Origin of the sequence: Burkholderia sp. Ac-20353 (genome assembly GCF_017104785.1) — a bacterium.
GTDB lineage: Bacteria > Pseudomonadota > Gammaproteobacteria > Burkholderiales > Burkholderiaceae > Burkholderia.
The window spans coordinates 22,695-38,656 of record NZ_JAAGPL010000078.1; the positions used below are offsets into that span (position 1 = coordinate 22,695).

Consider the following 15,962-nt stretch of genomic DNA (forward strand, 5'->3'; position numbering starts at 1 on the left):
TCGACGCGCTCATGCCGATGGCACGCGCTGAGCTGCATCCATGCCGGTGCCGGACGGCGAGCCGGGTTCGCCCGCGCCTGTCAGCGCATCGACCAGCACGTCGATTCCGTGAAAATCCAGCGCGTCGACGTGCTTTTGCACTTCGTCGAGAAAGGCCGCATAGCGGCTGTCGTTCGCATATCGGCCAATCCATGCCTCCATATCGGTAAGGCGGCCGTCCCTGGCAAGTCGCGCCAGTTCCTCGAGCGCGTGCACGGACGGATGGTGCGTGACGCGCGAAACGGACGGGTGGGACGGGTGCCCGGCGTCGACCATCGGCGGCGACGGCCGCTGAAGCGCCGACGGAGGCACGAGCCTTTGCTCGACCGCAGGCGCGGAGATTTCGAATGAAAACGCCGTTCCGACACCGGGCTTGCTGGAGACGGCCAGCTCACCGTTCATGGCCGTGACGATACGCTGCGCGATGAACAGGCCGAGCCCGGTGCCGCCGTTCACGGCCTGAACCTGCTGAAACGCGCGGAAGATATCCGGTTTTCCCGCGACGTCGATCCCGATGCCCGTATCCGCGACCTCGAGGCCGATGCGGTAACCATCGGCTTCGCGGTGCGCATCGACAGAGAGCGTGACGACACCGTTGCGCGTGAATTTCGACGCATTGGAAAGCAGGTTGAGCAACACCTGCTGCAGACGGATTCCGTCGATTTCCAGCGTTTTCGGCAGCGGCGTGAGCGGCCGAAAGACGAACTGGTTGTCCTGTTGCGCGCATAGTGCGACGGCGTAGCTGCCAATGTCGTCCAGAAGCCCGGGCAAGTCCGTGGCATCGGGAGAAATGCCGAGCGGCTGCAACTCGGCCTTCGTATATTCGAGCAATTCGTCAATCAACGTGAGCTGATAGCGGATGCTTCGGTCGATCGACTGGATCAGCCTGGTCTGATTGCGTGTCGCACTTTGCAGCAGCAGCTTCGAGTATCCGTTGATCGTGGACAGCGGGGCGCGCAGGTCATGGCTGACGTACCCGAGGGTTTCGATCTTCTGCTGCATGTTGGTGTGCGCCTGATGCAGCGCTTCGTTGAGCGCAACGGTACGTTTCGCGACTTCGTCCCGCAGGCGATCCTGTTCCGTGAGTTGCCAGTGCTCGAGCCGCTTCCGCGCTTCGGTGCGTTGACGGCCCACGTGGTTGATCCACGCGGCCAGAACCAGCAGGTGCGTGGCCAGGCCGATGATCGCGATAACGGGATTCGGGTAAATATCGGATTTCAGCCAGGACAGCATCGGCGGGATTGCGTCCAGTCCGTCGACGGTGCGAATCAGGATGTTGAAGCTCGCAAACGTCACCGCGATCAGCATCAGGCGGCCGGTTGGCGTCTTGCGTCTGGCAAGCATCAGCGCAAGGCTGATATTCACGACGGAAAGTACGGTGTTCAGGCGCAGGCAGAACCATGTAAAGGTCAGCAGGTCGCCGAAAGCCGCGCCCGCCATGCCGATGCCTTCGAGGCACAGGATCGTCACGTACACGACACGCATCGGTATCCTGGCTTTTTCGCCGTCAGCGATCTTCAGGATGAACGCGATGAAAAGCGCCACGGAGAGATAAGCGAAGAGCACTTCGCTGCGCGCCGACCATTCGAACGCATCGGGCCACAGGTACACGCGGGTGTAGCCGCGGATCGCCGCCTCGAACAGGGTCGTGGCCAGGCCCATCGCGGCCAGCAGATAGAACGCACCGCTGCGGGAAAAGAACCCGATCAGCAACGCGCACCACACGAGCGCCAGCAGCCCGCCGAAAAAGCCGAAGTTCCACATGGCGGCGCGCATCTCCTGCGCATGCCATGCGTCCTCGGCGAAGACGGCCGGCGCGAGTCGCAATTCCTTGCGGGACGTGACGCGCATCAGCACGGGAATCCGTTCGCCGGGACGCAGCGTGATGTCGAGCGCCGGGTAGCGCGGCGACGTTCGGCTCGCATCGACGGCGGATGGAGGGAATACGCGGTCAAGCGTCCATCGGCCATTCCGGAAGACGCGGAAATCGACGCGATCGACACGGGCATCGCGAAGCACCAGCACGAGCGGGCGCTCGACACTGTCGCGATTGATCAACGTGAGATGAATCCACCACGCGGACCGGGAAAACTCCCGATTGAGCCGAACGCCGGTTGCCGACAGAAAGCCGCCTTGCGCAGTCGCGAGCCGCGCGAGTACCTGGTCGACTGGCATCGCGGCCGTGGCATCCTCGAAGATCGATACCGCTTCCAGTCGTGCCGGGCTTTCGGCCGTCGCGGCTCGGGCCGGCGTGCATGTCACGGACGCCACCAGCAGGAAATACAGCGCGGCGCAACACGCGATGACCGATGCTTTGCAGTGCTTACGCATCGGGGTGAAGCCTTGCGACAATATCGGCCGTATCACCCCGGCTGTGCTGCCTTCGCCAATCGGACGGCGTGATGCCGAAGCGCTCGCGGAACGCGGTGGCGAAATTGCCGGCGGTAGAAAAGCCGATCTCGTCGGCAATATCCCCAATGCCCATCGATGTTTCGGCGAGAAAGCGCTGGGCGGTCCGCAACCGCGTGTCGCGCAGATACTCGAATACCGTCTGGCCGAGATTGTCGCGAAACACCCGGGACAGCCGCTTTTCGTGGGTGCCGACCAGTTTGGCGAGATCTTCGAGGGCCGGCGGATTGCGCAGGTCGCGCAGCAGGATCTCGGTCGCGGCGCGTACCAGCGACGCATCCGGATGGTCGGGAAGCGCTGGCAGGTGCGCCTGGGGCCGACTGCCGAGCGTCTTCTTCACGTGATTCCGGATTCGCGCAATCACTTCGGCCGGTTCGAACGGCTTGATGATGTAGTCGATCGCACCAATCTCGAGCCCTTCGATGCGATCCTCGAGGTCGCTGGCGGCGGACAACATGATGATCGGGATCGTTTGAGTCGACGGGGTCGACGTAAGCAATCTGCAAGCGGCAAAGCCGTCCATGCGGGGCATGCGCACGTCCATCAGGATCAGGTCCGGGGAGATGGCCTGAGCACGGTGATAGGCCTGCAGGCCGTCGAACGCGACACTGATCCGGCAGCGCGCGCCACGCAAGATCTCGATCAGGAGCTGAAGCTCGTTCGGACGGTCATCCACGACAAGAATATGGGCGCCAGAGAGATCCGGCGCGGCACGAGGCGACGTCGAACTTGACAAGCGAGATGACATGGTTGCGAACGAGTTGGGATGGGCGAACGGGATTGCGCTGCGGGCATCGCGCGCCACAGACGCGCCATTGTTGCAAAATTCATCAGCAGACGGAAGTGATGCCTGGGGATCCTGTGCGGTCGTTCGCCGGTGCGATTGCGGGCTTCAGATCGATACGCTCGAAGCAACCGGACGCGGAAAGACCGATCCGGTTGCTTCCAACTCGACGGCCGACGTGCGGGCCAGCAACCGGCGTGTCGAGATCGTGTTGCAGCGTTGATTGTGCTGCGTTTTCGCGCGTTCAACGCCCCAGCGCGTAGAACTCCGCGTTCGGACGCATGTTCGTCACGTTCGCAAGGCGGTTGGACATGCCGAAGAACGCCGAGACCGCAGCAATGTCCCAGATGTCTTCTTCGTTGAAACCGTGCGATTTCAGCATGTCGAAATCCGCCTCGCCCACCAGGTGCGCCGTCTGCGAAACCTTCATCGCGAAGTCGAGCATCGCTTTCTGGCGCGTGGTGATGTCGGCCTTGCGGTAGTTGGTGGCAACCTGGTCGGCGATCAGCGGATCCTTCGCGCGAATGCGCAAGATGGCACCGTGCGCGATGACACAGTACTGGCACTGGTTCACGCTGCTGGTTGCCACGACGATCATTTCCCGTTCGGCCTTGCTCAGGTTGCCGGGCTTGTCCATCAGCGCATCGTGGTAGGCCATGAACGCGCGGAATTCGTCGGGGCGATGAGCGAGCGTCAGGAAGACGTTCGGGATGAAGCCAGACTTTTCCTGGACCGCGACGATGCGTTCGCGAACGTCCTCCGGCAAGTCTTCAAGCGCCGGCACCGGAAAGCGGCTGACAGCGGCGGAGTGGGTGATGGTCATTAGTGTCTCCTCGAAAAGTGGTGAGATGCTGGCGCGTGAACACGCGCCGGTTCGAATGGGGACGATCAGACGCGTGTCTGCCTCACGCATTGACATCCACGATGATGCGGCCGCGAATCTTGCCGTTCAGCAGTTGTTCGGCAAGGGGAATGGCGTCGTTCAGCCCCACTTCCCGGCCGATGGCGCCCAGCTTCGCGATATCCAGATCCGAGCCGAGGCGACGCCAGGCCATCAGGCGCTCGGTGCGGGGGCACATCACGCTGTCGATGCCGACCAGGGTGACGCCGCGCAGGATGAACGGGGCGACGGTGGCGGGAAAATCCATGCCGGCGGCCAGGCCGCAAGCGGTGACCACGCCACGGTAGCGGGTAGACGCGCACACATTGGCGAGGACGTGGCTTCCCACCACATCCACCGCGCCGGCCCATCTTTCCTTCTGCAACGGCTTGCCGGGCTCGCTGAATCGGGACCGTTCCAGGACTTCCGCCGCGCCGAGCTGCTGCAGGTAATCGGCATCCGCCGTGCGGCCGGTGACTGCGACGACGCGGTACCCGAGTCGAGCCAAAATCGCCGTGGCGACGCTTCCGACGCCGCCGGCCGCGCCGGTCACGACGATCTCGCCGTCACCGGGGCGCACACCATGGCGTTCGAGCGCCAGCACGCACAGCATGGCCGTGTAACCGGCCGTGCCGATCGCCATCGCCTGTTGCGGCGTGAATGTCGGCGGCAACGGCACCAGCCAGTCGCCATCGACGCGCGCCTTCTGGGCCAGGCCACCCCAGTGTGTCTCGCCGACGCCCCAGCCATTGAGCACGACCCAGTCGCCGGCGCGGTAGTCGGGGTGCGCGCTCGCTTCGACCTCGCCCACCAGGTCGATGCCCGGCACCATCGGGAACTTGCGGACGACCGGAGCCTTGCCGGTGATGGCCAGCCCGTCCTTGTAGTTCAGCGTCGAGTGGCTGACCCGCACCGTCACATTGCCTGGGGGCAACTGCGTGTCGTCCAGCGTCTGTACCTGGGCCCGCTGGCCGGCTTCATCCTTGTCGATCACGATGCCTTGGAACATGGGGTTCTCCTTTCTAGACCGATCGTCTAGTTAATGGCAAAAAAATTCAGTGGCGCGGCAGTCCGCTGAAGAAAAACTGCGCAAACACTTCCAGCGGCACGTTACTGCGCTCCAGCTTGGCGCGCAGCACGGCGCCTTCCCAGCCGGTCCAGAAAAACATCGCCAGCTCGGCGGGCGCGGCTGACATCGCGAGTTCACCTGCTCGCTGGGCGGCGATCAGGCAGTCGGACAAACGGCGCTGCCAATCTTCGAACGTGGCGCGCAGACGGTCACGGAAACTCTCGGGCAACGCGCCCATTTCCTGCCCGAGATTCCCGATGAGGCAGCCCCGGCTGTACGCGTAGCGGGCCATGCCGTCCTTGGCGTCATCGACGAAAGCCTGCACGCGTTGCAGCGGCGGCAGATCGGGGTTGCTGAAATGGCGGTCCAGCTTGCGCGCGAAGAACTCGGCGTAGCGGTCGATCAACTCCAGGCCAAACGCCTCTTTGCTGTCGAAGTAATGGTAGAAGGACCCTTTGGGTACCCCGGCGCGCCCGAGGATCTCATCGAGCCCCGCGGCCGAAAAACCCTTTTCGGTCAGCACTTCGAGCCCGGTGCGCAACAGCGCATCACGGGTGGCGACCAGGTCGTCGTGCTTCTTCGGCGGTCGACCGCGGCGGCGAGGGGTGTCGGTTCGAGTGTCCATTCGCTAATAATAGACCGATCGTCTCAAAAATCAACTGCAAATGTGCCGGACGCCCGACGGCGTTACTAGCCCAGCGTCCCCGGCAACTCCGGAGTACCCTTGCTCGATCTATCGACCTACCTGCAGGTGATCGAGCATGCACGCCTATCCTTTTCGTCTCTCGCCCGGTGACGATCTGCGCGGGTCCATCGAGGACGTGTTGCGCCAGCGCGAGTGGCGTGCGGCATTCGTCGTTCAGGGCATCGGAAGCCTCTGCGTCGCCGAGTTGCGATTCGCCGGGGCAGATGTGCCTGCCACATTGCGCGGCGACCTCGAAATCCTGACGCTGGGCGGGTCGGTATCGCCGGACGGCGCGCATCTGCATATGTCCGTTTCCGATGCGGACGGTCGGGTGTTCGGCGGTCACGTGGCGAGCGGATGCGTGGTGCGGACCACGGCCGAAATCCTGCTCGCGGTGCTTCCCGAGCATCGCTTTTCGCGTGAGCTGGATGCGGGCACCGGGTTCAAGGAGCTGGTGATCGATCCAAAACATCCGGATCGGCGGTGACTCGCGCGACCTTGACGAATATCAGAACGCGGGCAGGCGGCCACGGTCGCGCCGCTGCCCGAAGCGATAGCATGGGTTCATCTTTTAACGGGACACGAATGCGCGACGAACGCGCCGGTTCCGGGCGAAGCTGGTGTGCTGAAAATCGCTATCGAAATAGTAAGGAATCCAAATGCTTAACGTCTCTTCCGTCCTGGTCAGCATGGCGCCGTTGTGGGTCATCTTGCTGGGCGCGTCTTCTGCGGCGGCCTACCTCGTCTTCTGGCGCAAGGTCATCAAGTAAGCCGGTCAACGCTGCGCGATAGCGCACGTACATGTGCCGCAGCGTTCGCCTACGGCACACGACGGCGTTACTCGCCGAGCGTCCCCGACAACTCGGGATCGAATCCTTGCTGATCGTCGTGCGGGGGAAGGTCAAGAACGAGTTTGACCGCGCTCATGTTCGCCTTCAGCGAAAACACTCGGCCGATCACGAGAAATGTCTGCGGCAGATTCTCGAGCTCGATGAAATCGCCCGGTTGCGGCAGGTGTGCGCCCTGGTCGTAGGAAAAGCTGGTGTTGGTTTGATCACCAACCGTCTCTGCGGCGTGCTCGGTGAATTCGATGGTGATGTGAGTGGTCATACGAACCCGCGTGTGTGGTGGTTGAAGAGGGGTGAGGGTTCGATTGTCGCAGATTGTCGACGTCAGCCAAATGACCGCCGCGGGCCGCCCGTCGTCTCAGTACCGGGATAAGTGCAACAATGAATGCGTCGTGTGCTTTGAAACTCGTTCCGGATCATGGAGGCGGCCATGCTGGAGATTGCGAGAGAAAAAGTGGCTGCAGCAACCGGCGGGATGCCCGGATCGGGATTGATCCTGGCGCTGGCATGGATCCTGGTGAGCGCGATGTTCGCCGTAGGCCCTGCGCATGCGCACGCGCAATCGCGTTCGTTCGACAGCTTCGCCGTTCCCGCCGGCAGTGCGCCGCACGACGTCGCCCCGGCGCCCGACGGCCGCGTGTGGTACACCGCGCAGGCACAGGGCGAGGTCGGCCGCCTGAATCCAGGTACCGGCAGGATCGAGCACGTTCCGCTCGGCAAAGGGTCGGCGCCGCACGGCGTGATCGTCGGCCCCGATCGTGCCGCGTGGATCACGGACGGTGGCCAGAACGCGATCGTGCGCGTCGACGCGAAGACGCTCGTCGTCACGCGTTTCCCGTTGCCGAACGACCGTCCGGACGCGAACCTGAACACCGCGGTGTTCGACAAGCTGGGGCATCTGTGGTTTACGGGACAAAGCGGCGTCTATGGCGAGCTCGATCCGGCGAGCGGGAAGATGCGCGTCTTCGATGCGCCACGCGGGCCGGGCGCGTACGGCATCTGCGTGACGCCTGACGGCAGCCTGTACTTCGCGTCGCTGGCCGGCAGCTATCTCGGCCGCATCGACCCGGCGACCGGCACGGCGCAGGTCATCGATCCGCCGACGCCGAAGCAGGGCGCACGCCGTGTCTGGTCCGATTCGAAGGGGCGGGTCTGGATCAGCGAGTGGAACGCGGGCAAGGTTGGCGAGTTCGATCCGGCGACGCATCGATGGCGCGAGTGGCCGTTGCCGGGCCACGAGCCGCATGCGTATGCGATATTCGTCGACGAACGCGACATCGTCTGGCTCAGCGAATGGAGCGCGAACGCGCTCGTGCGCTTCGACCCGCGCACCGAGCGGTTCGACGTGCTGGCGCTGCCGCGCCCGCACGCGAACGTTCGCCAGATGATGGGCCGCGGGGCAGACGTCTGGCTGTCGGAATCGGGCACCGATCATCTGGTGCGTTACCGGTCCGTTGCTGCAGAGGCAGGGGGCAACTGACTCGAACGACCATGACCGTACCGACGAACGCTTACGCGGCCTCCCCACTGCCGCGCACGGCAGCCGCGGGTGCCATCCGCGCCAGATGGCGCAGCAGCTTCGTCACCATCACGACGACCGTGAGCGCGAGGATCACGAAGAACACCGCGAGCGGCGTCAGCACCTGCACCGACACGAAGCCCGCGAGCCCCATCATCGCCGACGACACGAGCAGCAGCGCGCATCCGAGGATCGCGCTCGTCAGGCCCGCGATGTGCGGGAACAGCGAATTGCCCTTCGCCATCAGCGTCGGATACATCGCGCCCGCGCAGAAGCCCATCACGAGCACCGGCGCGGCGAGCGTCCAGACCTGCAGGCCGACCGTCAGCGCGAGCACCAGCATCGCGATCGCCGCGCCCGCCATCACGCGCGTACCGATCTGCAGCCGCTGCTCGGCGCTCGGCAGGCGCGGGCCGTGCACGCGGTTCGACAGGCCGCCGAGGAAGTACATCATCCCGATTCCGAGCGCGAGGTAGCCGAAATAGGTCGGCGGCTTGTGCAGCGTGTTCTGCACCATGAACGGCCCGATGATGTTGAACACGAGCAGGATGCTGTAGCACAGCCCCTGCGCGAGGAAGCAGCTCTGGAACACGGGGCTCGACAGCACCTTGCGCGCGTTCGTCATCAGCGTGCGCAGCTCGAGGTGCACGGGCTGCGGCAACGTCTCGCGATAACGCCACAGCACCACCCACATCAACAGCGAATAGACCAGCAGGAACACGAGGCACGCGTGCCAGCCGAACCACGTCTGCAGGTGTGCGCCGATCACCGGCGCGATGATCGGCGCGAGCCCCCACGCGATCGACATGTAGGTGAACGCATGCATCAGCGCCTGGCCGCGGAACGAATCGGTGATGATCGCCTTCGCGAGCAGGTTCGTCGTCGCGATGCCGAAGCCCTGCAGGCAGCGGGCCAGCACGAACGTCTCCAGCGTGGTCGCGCCGAGCGACAGCACGCAGCCGATCGTGTAGATCACGAGCCCGAACGCGAGCACGCGCCTGCGTCCGTACGCGTCGGCGATGGGACCAAAGACGAGCTGGCTGAACGCGTAGGCGGCCATGTACGCGGACACGCTCGACTGGATCGCCTGCGGCGACGTCGCGAAATAGCGGGCCATCTCGGGCAGCGCGGGCACGTAGATGTCGATCGCGAGCTGTCCGGCGGACGCGAACAGGCAGATCAGGAACAGCAGGAAACGCGGCGAATTCGGTGCGCGTGCGGGCGTGGCCGCGCGTTCGGGGAACGAGTGGGTCATGACGGCAGTGTAGGATCGGATTCCGGCGGCGCGGCTTACGTGGTTCGACTGTCGAACACTTTGTTCGGAAAACGCCGCCGTTGTCTATTGTGCCTGTTGTCGCGGCGATCGGCCGGATTCCCATGGCGGTCGCGAGGTTGACCGCCGACCCCTCAAGTCCCTCAGGCCCCTCAAGCCCCTCAAGCCCGCTCGAGCACCGCCATTTCGCGCACGATCACGAGCAGCACCGAAAGGCTGGCCCCGCCCGTCGCGCGCAGATCCGCGAGCAACCGCGCATAACGCTCCAGCGCCGCCTCCCGCCGCCCGCACCACGCATCGACGATCGCATCCGGCTCCGTGGATTCCGCAGCTTCGGTGAGCGCGCTCGTCGTCAGCGTGCGCTTGAGGCGCGCGACTTCCGCGAGCGCGGCCGCGCGCGCCATCATGTCCCAATGCGTCGGCGTCGGCAGCGCCGCCGCACGCTCGCTGATCCAGCCGTAATTGAGCTGCGTGCCGAGCGCGAAGTACACGCCCGCGACGAGTTCGAGGCTGCGGTTGCAGGTCGCGGCCACCTCGGCGATGTCGAGCAGCGCGGCCGAGATGTCGCCGTTCGCGACGCGCACCGCGAGCGCGCTGTCGACGCCCGCGTCGACCAGCACGCGCTGCCGTTCGGACAGCGCATCGAGATCGGCGGCGGGCAGCAGCGCCGGCAGTTGCGGCGCGAGCCGCTCGGCCGCATCGCGGCAGCGCGCGAGCAGCTCGCCGACGCCGCCGTCGCCGATCGCACCCGCCTGCAGGTGCCGCAGGAACCACAGTGCCGCGCGTTCGAGCAGCCGCGCGACATCGACGAACATGCGCGCCTGCACGTCGTCGGCGACACGGTTGTCGAGCGCGTCGATGTCGCGCCAGACCGCGTCGAGGTCGAACACGTCGCGCGCCATGATGCATGCGCGCACGATGTCGCCCGGATTTGCATCGGTCTCTTCCATCAGCCGGTGTACGAACGCGCAGCCGACCCGGTTGACGAGCGCGTTCGTCAGGTGGGTCGCGAGAATCTCGCGGCGCAGCGGATGGCGACGCATCGGCTCGCTGAAGCGCTGCTGCAGCGGCTTCGGAAAATAGTCGACCAGCATCCCGGCGACGAGCGGGTCTTCCGGCACGTCGGATTCGAGCAGCGCGTCGTACAGCCACATCTTGCTGTACGCGAGCAGCACCGCGCGCTCCGGCGACGTGAGGCCGAGCTTCGCGGTCTGGCGTTCGGCGATTTCGTCGTCGGTCGGCAGGAACTCGATCACGCGATTGAGGCGCCCCGCGCGCTCGAGCCAGCGCATCAGCCGCGCTTCCGCATCGAGCAGCTCGACCGTGTAGCGTCCGGCGATCGACAGCGCCTGGGTCTGGTAGTAGTTGTCGCGCAGCACGAGCAGCCCGACTTCGTCGGTCATCTCCGCAAGCAGCGCGTTGCGCTGCTTCTCGGTCATCTCGCCGTCGGCGACCACGAGCCCGAGCAGGATCTTGATATTGACTTCGTGATCCGAACAGTCGACGCCGGCCGAATTGTCGATCGCGTCGGTGTTGATGCGCCCGCCGCGCTGCGCGAACTCGATGCGCCCGAACTGCGTGAAGCCGAGGTTGCCGCCTTCGCCGATGACCTTGCAGCGCAGGTCCGCGCCGTTCACGCGCACCGCGTCGTTCGCGCGGTCGCCAACCTGCAGGTGGGTCTCGCGAGCCGCCTTCACGTAGGTGCCGATCCCGCCGTTGTAGAGCAGGTCGACGCTCGACTGCAGGATCGCGCGGATCAGCTCGCTCGGCGTGAGCGCGGGCGCATCGATGCCGAGCGCGGCCTGCACCGCGGGCGACAGCGGGATCGTCTTCGCGGTGCGCGGATAGACGCCGCCGCCTGCGGAAATCGCGGCCGTATCGTAGTCGGCCCAGCTCGACCGTTCGAGTGCGAAGAGCCGCGCGCGCTCGGCGAAGCTCACGGCCGGATCGGGGTTCGGATCGAGGAACACGTGCCGGTGGTCGAACGCGGCGACGAGCCTGATGTGCGGCGACAGCAGCATGCCGTTGCCGAACACGTCGCCCGACATGTCGCCGATGCCGACCACGGTGAAGTCGGTCGTCTGCGTGTCGATGCCCATTTCGCGGAAATGCCGTTTGACCGATTCCCACGCGCCGCGCGCGGTGATCGCCATCTTCTTGTGGTCGTAGCCGACCGAGCCGCCGGACGCGAACGCGTCGTCGAGCCAGAAGCCGTATTCTTGCGAGATCGCGTTCGCGTAGTCGGAGAAGGTCGCCGTGCCCTTGTCGGCCGCGACGACCAGATACGGATCGTCGTGGTCGTGTCGCACGACGTCGGGCGGCGGCACGATCGCGTTGCCGGCGAGGTTGTCGGTCAGGTCGAGCAGGCCGCGCAGGAACGTCTGGTAGCACGCGATGCCTTCGCGCATCCACGCTTCACGGTCGCTAGGCGGCGGCGGGTTCTTCACGACGAAGCCGCCTTTCGAGCCGACCGGCACGATCACGACGTTCTTCACCATCTGTGCCTTCATCAGGCCGAGCACTTCGGTGCGGAAATCCTCGCGGCGGTCGGACCAGCGCAGGCCGCCGCGCGCGACGCGCCCGCCGCGCAGGTGCACGCCCTCGACGCGCGGCGAATACACCCAGATCTCGAACATCGGCTTCGGCTCGGGCAGGCCCGGCACTTTCGCGGGGTTGAACTTGAACGACAGGTATGGCTTCGGTTCGCCGTTCGCATCGTGGCGGAAGTAATTGGTGCGCTCCGTCGCGTTGATCACGCCGAGGAACTGGCGCAGGATCCGGTCCTCGTCGAGATTGGGCACCTGGTCGAGCGCGGCCTCGATCGCTTTCAGCAGCCGCTCGGCCTGCGCGTCGCGCGTGCTGCCGGTGCGCGGATCGAAGCGCACGGCGAACAGCTCGACGAGCTGCCGCGCGATCGCCGGGTTGCCGGTCAGCGCGCGCTCGATATACGCGTCGCTGAAGGTCGAGCCGACTTGCCGCAGGTACTTCGCATACGCACGCAGGATCGTCACTTCGCGCGCGCTCAGGTGCGCGCGCAGCACGAGCCGGTTGAAATCGTCGTTCTCGATCCGGCTGCTCCAGATCTGGTCGAACGCGTCTTCGAACAGGCCCTTCACGCGCTCGATGTCGAACTCGGTGTCGTCCGCCAGTTCGAGCCCGAAATCGTGCACCCACGCGGGCGCCGCATCTTGCGCCTGGATCCGGTACGGCCGTTCCTCGTCGACGCGCACGCCGAGATGCTCGAGCATCGGCAGGCTGCGCGACAGCGCGATCGGGTCGCCCGCACGATAGACCTTGAAGCGGAACGCGCGCGCTTCGGCCTCGATCGGCCGGTACAGGTTCATCGCGAGGCGCTCGGTGCCTTTCACGCGCTCGATCAGCTCGATGTCGCGCACCGCGGTGCGCGCCGGATAGTCGTCGCGGTAGCCGGCCGGGAACGAATCGACATAGCGCTGCAGCAGCCGGTTGCCTTGCTCCTCGCCGAACGCGTCGAGCAGCGCGTCGGACAGGTCGTCCTGCCAGCGGCGCGACACCTGCACGAGGCGCTGCTCGAGTTCGCGCGTGTCGACGTCGGGCATCGTGCCCGGTTCCGCATGCACGACGAAGTGAATCCGCGCGATCGCCGATTCCGACAGCAGCGGCGTGAATTCGACGTTGACGCCGTTGAACGCATCGACGAGCAGCCGCGCGATGCGCCGGCGCAGGTCGGTGTTGTACTTGTCGCGCGGCACGTACGCGAGGCACGACACGAAGCGGTCGAAGCGGTCGCGCCGCACGAACAGGCGCGTGCGCTGGTGTTCCTGCAGGCGCAGCACGCCGAGCGCGATGTCGTAAAGCTGGTCTTCGTCGGCCTGGAACAGCTCGTCGCGCGGATAGGTTTCGAGCACGGTCACGAGCGTCTTGCCGAGATGGCCCTTCGGCAAGAAGCCCGCGCGTCGCACGATGTTCGCGCACTTGCGGCGCACGATCGGGATTTCCGACGCGGACACCATGTATGCGGTCGACGTATAGAGCCCGATGAAGCGCCGCTCGCCGCAGACCTTGCCGTCGGGGCCGACCAGCTTGACGCCGACATAGTCGAGATAGCCGGGCCGGTGCACGGTCGCGCGCGAGTTCGCCTTGGTCAGGAAGATCGGCCAGGTGCCGTGGATGATTTCCGCGGCGGCGGGCGGCAGCGGCGTCTCGTCCGACGTGCCGGGCGCGCGCAGCGCTTCGCGCAGGATGCCGAAGCCCGTGCCTTCGATGCCGCGCAGCGCGAAGCCGGCGCCGTGCGATACGAGCGCGTAGTCGCGCTGCCCGAGGAACGTGAAATGGTCGGCCACCATCCACTCGAGGAATGCGCGCGCCTCGATGTCTTCGGCGCTCGTCTCGCGTGCCTTCATGTCCTTGATCGTGTTGCGCGCGATGTCGACGATCTTCGGCCAGTCCTCGACGGACGCGCGCACGTCGCCGAGCACGCGCGCGATGTCGTTGCGCAGCGAGTCGAGCATCGCGGCATCGCCGCATCGGTCGACTTCGAAGTGGATGAACGACGCGAGCTGCGAGTGCGTGTCGTCGGTTGCGGCGCCGCCGACGTCGACGCGCTCGATGCCGCCGCTCTTGCCGCGCCAGATCCGGAACACGGGGTGCAGCGCCGAATGCAGCGCGAGCCCGAGGCGGTTGACGGCCATCGATACCGAATCGACGAGGAACGGCATGTCGTCGTTGACGATCTCGATCACCGTGTGGTCGGAGTGCCAGCCGTGCTGTTCGAGGATCGGGTTGTACACGCGCAGCCGCTCGCTGCCGGGCACGAATTTCTGCGCGGTTTGCCAGTGCGCCATCGCGGCGCCGTACAGATCGGCGATGCCGCGGCTCTGGATGTCGTCGGCGTCGACGAAATCGTAGTAGTGACGGAGGAGGGGTTCAACGATCCGGAAGGTCGCCTCGGGCAGGCGCTCGCGCGCAAATTCGACGACATCGGAGAGCAGGTGTGCGACGACTTCTTCGTTCTTCGCTTCCATGGCGCGTTCTCCTCTCGGGTGGCCATCGACTGCTTCGTCAGTGCGACATTATGCGCCGAATGCGTGACGAAGCGATGTGCGGGCGCACATCGCGCGGATGCATCGAGTCGAGCCGAATTGTGCGCGGCAAAGATGAGACGAATGCACGGCGTGCGATGCATTCGTCTTCCGCTCAGGCGTTCAGCGCTCGTCGCTCCACAGCTTGCCGGCCGTTGCCCAGTTCTCCTTCTTTACGTCGGTGAGGATGACGTCCACCGCGCCCGGCTCGCAGCCGAGCGTCTCGCACGTGACGCGCGTGATCGCTTCGACGAACTGGCGCTTCTGCTCGACGGTGCGGCCTTCGAACAGCTGGATATTGAAAGTCGGCATGACAAATGCTCCGGTTGGGGTGAACAAATCAATTGCGGAACGACGGATCGACACGGTCGACGCGGCGCAGCAGCGCAGGCCATTCGAGCTCGCCTTCGATCGCGCCACCGTCGCGCAGCTGCTCGGCAGTGCGCGCGGCGATGGCCGCATCGGGCAGCACGAGCGGCCCGCCGCCCGCCTGCGCGCGCACCTGGATGTCGCACGCCTTGATCAGCGTATCCATCAGCACATAGGCCTCGGCGACCGTGCGGCCGACCGTCAGCGTGCCGTGGTTGCGCAGCAGCATTGCGGATTTCGTGCCGAGGCTCGCGGTCAGCCGCGCGCCCTCGGCCGGCGAGAACGCGAGCGCCTCGTAGTCGTGATACGCGAGATCGCCGTAAAAGCGCAACGCATGCTGCGATGCGGGCAGCAGCCCGTCGCGCTGGATCGACACCGCGATGCCGGCCGTATTGTGCAGGTGCATCACGCACACTGCGTCGGGCCGCGCCGCATGCACGGCCGCGTGCAGCGCGAAGCCGGTCACGTTGACCGGATGTTCGCTGTCGCCGATCCGGTTGCCGGCGAGGTCGATCTTCACGAGATTCGATGCGCACACCTCGTCGAACGTGAGCCCGAACGGGTTGATCAGGAAGCGGCCGGGCTCGCCCGGCACAGTCGCGGACAGGTGCGTGTAGATCAGGTCGTCCCAGCCGTTCAGCGCGACGAGCCGGTACGCGGCGGCGAGATCGACGCGCAGCCGGCGTTCGGCGTCCGAGATCGGGCCGCCGGGCGTGACGGCGTCAGGACGGTGAGCGAATGACGACATCGGCATCTCCCAGGGTGAAGCGGCGCGTGACCCAGGCGGTGAGCCACGACGCCAGCACGAACGGCGCGGTGAGGACGGTGGCGCCCGCGCGCATCGCGAGCCATTGCAGCAATGCGGCGAGCAGCGCACCCGTGATGGCGGCGCGCGCGCCGCGTGGCATTAGCGCGACGGCGGTGAGCGCGCCATTGAAGCCTAGCAGGCCGTCGGCGAATGCCGCAGCGTCGGCGCCGAGCGCGAGCAGCAGCGCGGTCGATACGAGCGCGGCGCCGAGGGCGAACG

The 15,962-nt window shown here is 65.7% G+C and carries 14 protein-coding genes; 3 read left to right on the forward strand and 11 right to left on the reverse strand.

Annotated features, from left to right (window positions below; translation table 11 throughout):
* Positions 1 to 9: 9 nt before the first annotated feature.
* Positions 10 to 2,370 carry a sensor histidine kinase gene (locus tag G3N94_RS21885; protein ID WP_205794656.1) on the reverse strand — a complete coding sequence of 787 codons (2,361 nt, stop codon included), beginning with the start codon at positions 2,368 to 2,370 and terminating at the stop codon, positions 10 to 12.
* Positions 2,363 to 3,196 (reverse strand): response regulator, encoded by an 834-nt coding sequence (locus G3N94_RS21890; protein WP_205794657.1) that lies wholly within the window; start codon positions 3,194 to 3,196, stop codon positions 2,363 to 2,365. The genes G3N94_RS21885 and G3N94_RS21890 overlap by 8 nt, the downstream gene beginning before the upstream one ends.
* On the opposite strand from G3N94_RS21890, the gene G3N94_RS42545 reads away from it, so the two are divergent.
* Positions 3,195 to 3,455 carry a hypothetical protein gene (locus G3N94_RS42545; protein ID WP_241022011.1) on the forward strand — a complete coding sequence of 87 codons (261 nt, stop codon included), beginning with the start codon at positions 3,195 to 3,197 and terminating at the stop codon, positions 3,453 to 3,455. The genes G3N94_RS21890 and G3N94_RS42545 overlap by 2 nt on opposite strands.
* A 21-nt stretch (positions 3,456 to 3,476) precedes the next feature.
* Here the strand turns inward: G3N94_RS42545 and G3N94_RS21900 are convergent, their stop codons facing one another.
* The 3 genes from G3N94_RS21900 to G3N94_RS21910 all read right to left on the reverse strand — a co-directional run bounded on the left by G3N94_RS21900 (position 3,477) and on the right by G3N94_RS21910 (position 5,806).
* Positions 3,477 to 4,055: a peroxidase-related enzyme gene (locus G3N94_RS21900; protein WP_205794669.1), complete on the reverse strand. Its 579-nt coding sequence runs from the start codon at positions 4,053 to 4,055 to the stop codon at positions 3,477 to 3,479.
* Positions 4,056 to 4,137: 82 nt separating this feature from the next.
* A complete protein-coding gene (locus G3N94_RS21905; protein WP_205794658.1) occupies positions 4,138 to 5,121 on the reverse strand; it encodes an MDR family oxidoreductase in 984 nt (327 codons plus the stop codon).
* 46 nt (positions 5,122 to 5,167) lie between these two features.
* Positions 5,168 to 5,806, reverse strand: a complete 639-nt coding sequence (locus G3N94_RS21910) for a TetR/AcrR family transcriptional regulator (RefSeq protein ID WP_205794659.1) — start codon at positions 5,804 to 5,806, stop codon at positions 5,168 to 5,170.
* A gap of 136 nt (positions 5,807 to 5,942) precedes the next feature.
* Between G3N94_RS21910 and G3N94_RS21915 the strand changes: the two genes are divergently transcribed.
* Entirely contained in the window at positions 5,943 to 6,353 is a 411-nt protein-coding gene (locus tag G3N94_RS21915; RefSeq protein ID WP_205794660.1) for a PPC domain-containing DNA-binding protein, read from the forward strand.
* 350 nt (positions 6,354 to 6,703) lie between these two features.
* Here G3N94_RS21915 and G3N94_RS21920 read toward each other — a convergent pair whose 3' ends face one another.
* Positions 6,704 to 6,976, reverse strand: coding sequence for a hypothetical protein (locus G3N94_RS21920; protein WP_205794661.1), 273 nt, complete (start codon positions 6,974 to 6,976; stop codon positions 6,704 to 6,706).
* Between the two features lie 168 nt (positions 6,977 to 7,144).
* Between G3N94_RS21920 and G3N94_RS21925 the strand changes: the two genes are divergently transcribed.
* Positions 7,145 to 8,194: a lyase gene (locus tag G3N94_RS21925; RefSeq protein WP_205794662.1), complete on the forward strand. Its 1,050-nt coding sequence runs from the start codon at positions 7,145 to 7,147 to the stop codon at positions 8,192 to 8,194.
* A 31-nt stretch (positions 8,195 to 8,225) separates the two neighbouring features.
* Here the strand turns inward: G3N94_RS21925 and G3N94_RS21930 are convergent, their stop codons facing one another.
* The 5 genes from G3N94_RS21930 to G3N94_RS21950 form a co-directional block, all read right to left on the reverse strand.
* A complete protein-coding gene (locus G3N94_RS21930; protein ID WP_205794663.1) occupies positions 8,226 to 9,488 on the reverse strand; it encodes a multidrug effflux MFS transporter in 1,263 nt (420 codons plus the stop codon).
* Between the two features lie 179 nt (positions 9,489 to 9,667).
* Entirely contained in the window at positions 9,668 to 14,509 is a 4,842-nt protein-coding gene (locus G3N94_RS21935; protein WP_205794664.1) for an NAD-glutamate dehydrogenase, read from the reverse strand.
* 180 nt (positions 14,510 to 14,689) lie between these two features.
* Positions 14,690 to 14,878 carry a 4-oxalocrotonate tautomerase gene (locus G3N94_RS21940; protein ID WP_205794665.1) on the reverse strand — a complete coding sequence of 63 codons (189 nt, stop codon included), beginning with the start codon at positions 14,876 to 14,878 and terminating at the stop codon, positions 14,690 to 14,692.
* A gap of 28 nt (positions 14,879 to 14,906) precedes the next feature.
* Positions 14,907 to 15,683 (reverse strand): class II aldolase/adducin family protein, encoded by a 777-nt coding sequence (locus G3N94_RS21945; protein WP_205794666.1) that lies wholly within the window; start codon positions 15,681 to 15,683, stop codon positions 14,907 to 14,909.
* Positions 15,658 to 15,962: urea transporter (locus G3N94_RS21950; protein ID WP_205794667.1), on the reverse strand; the 305-nt coding region annotated here is incomplete at its 5' end. The genes G3N94_RS21950 and G3N94_RS21945, both read right to left, overlap by 26 nt.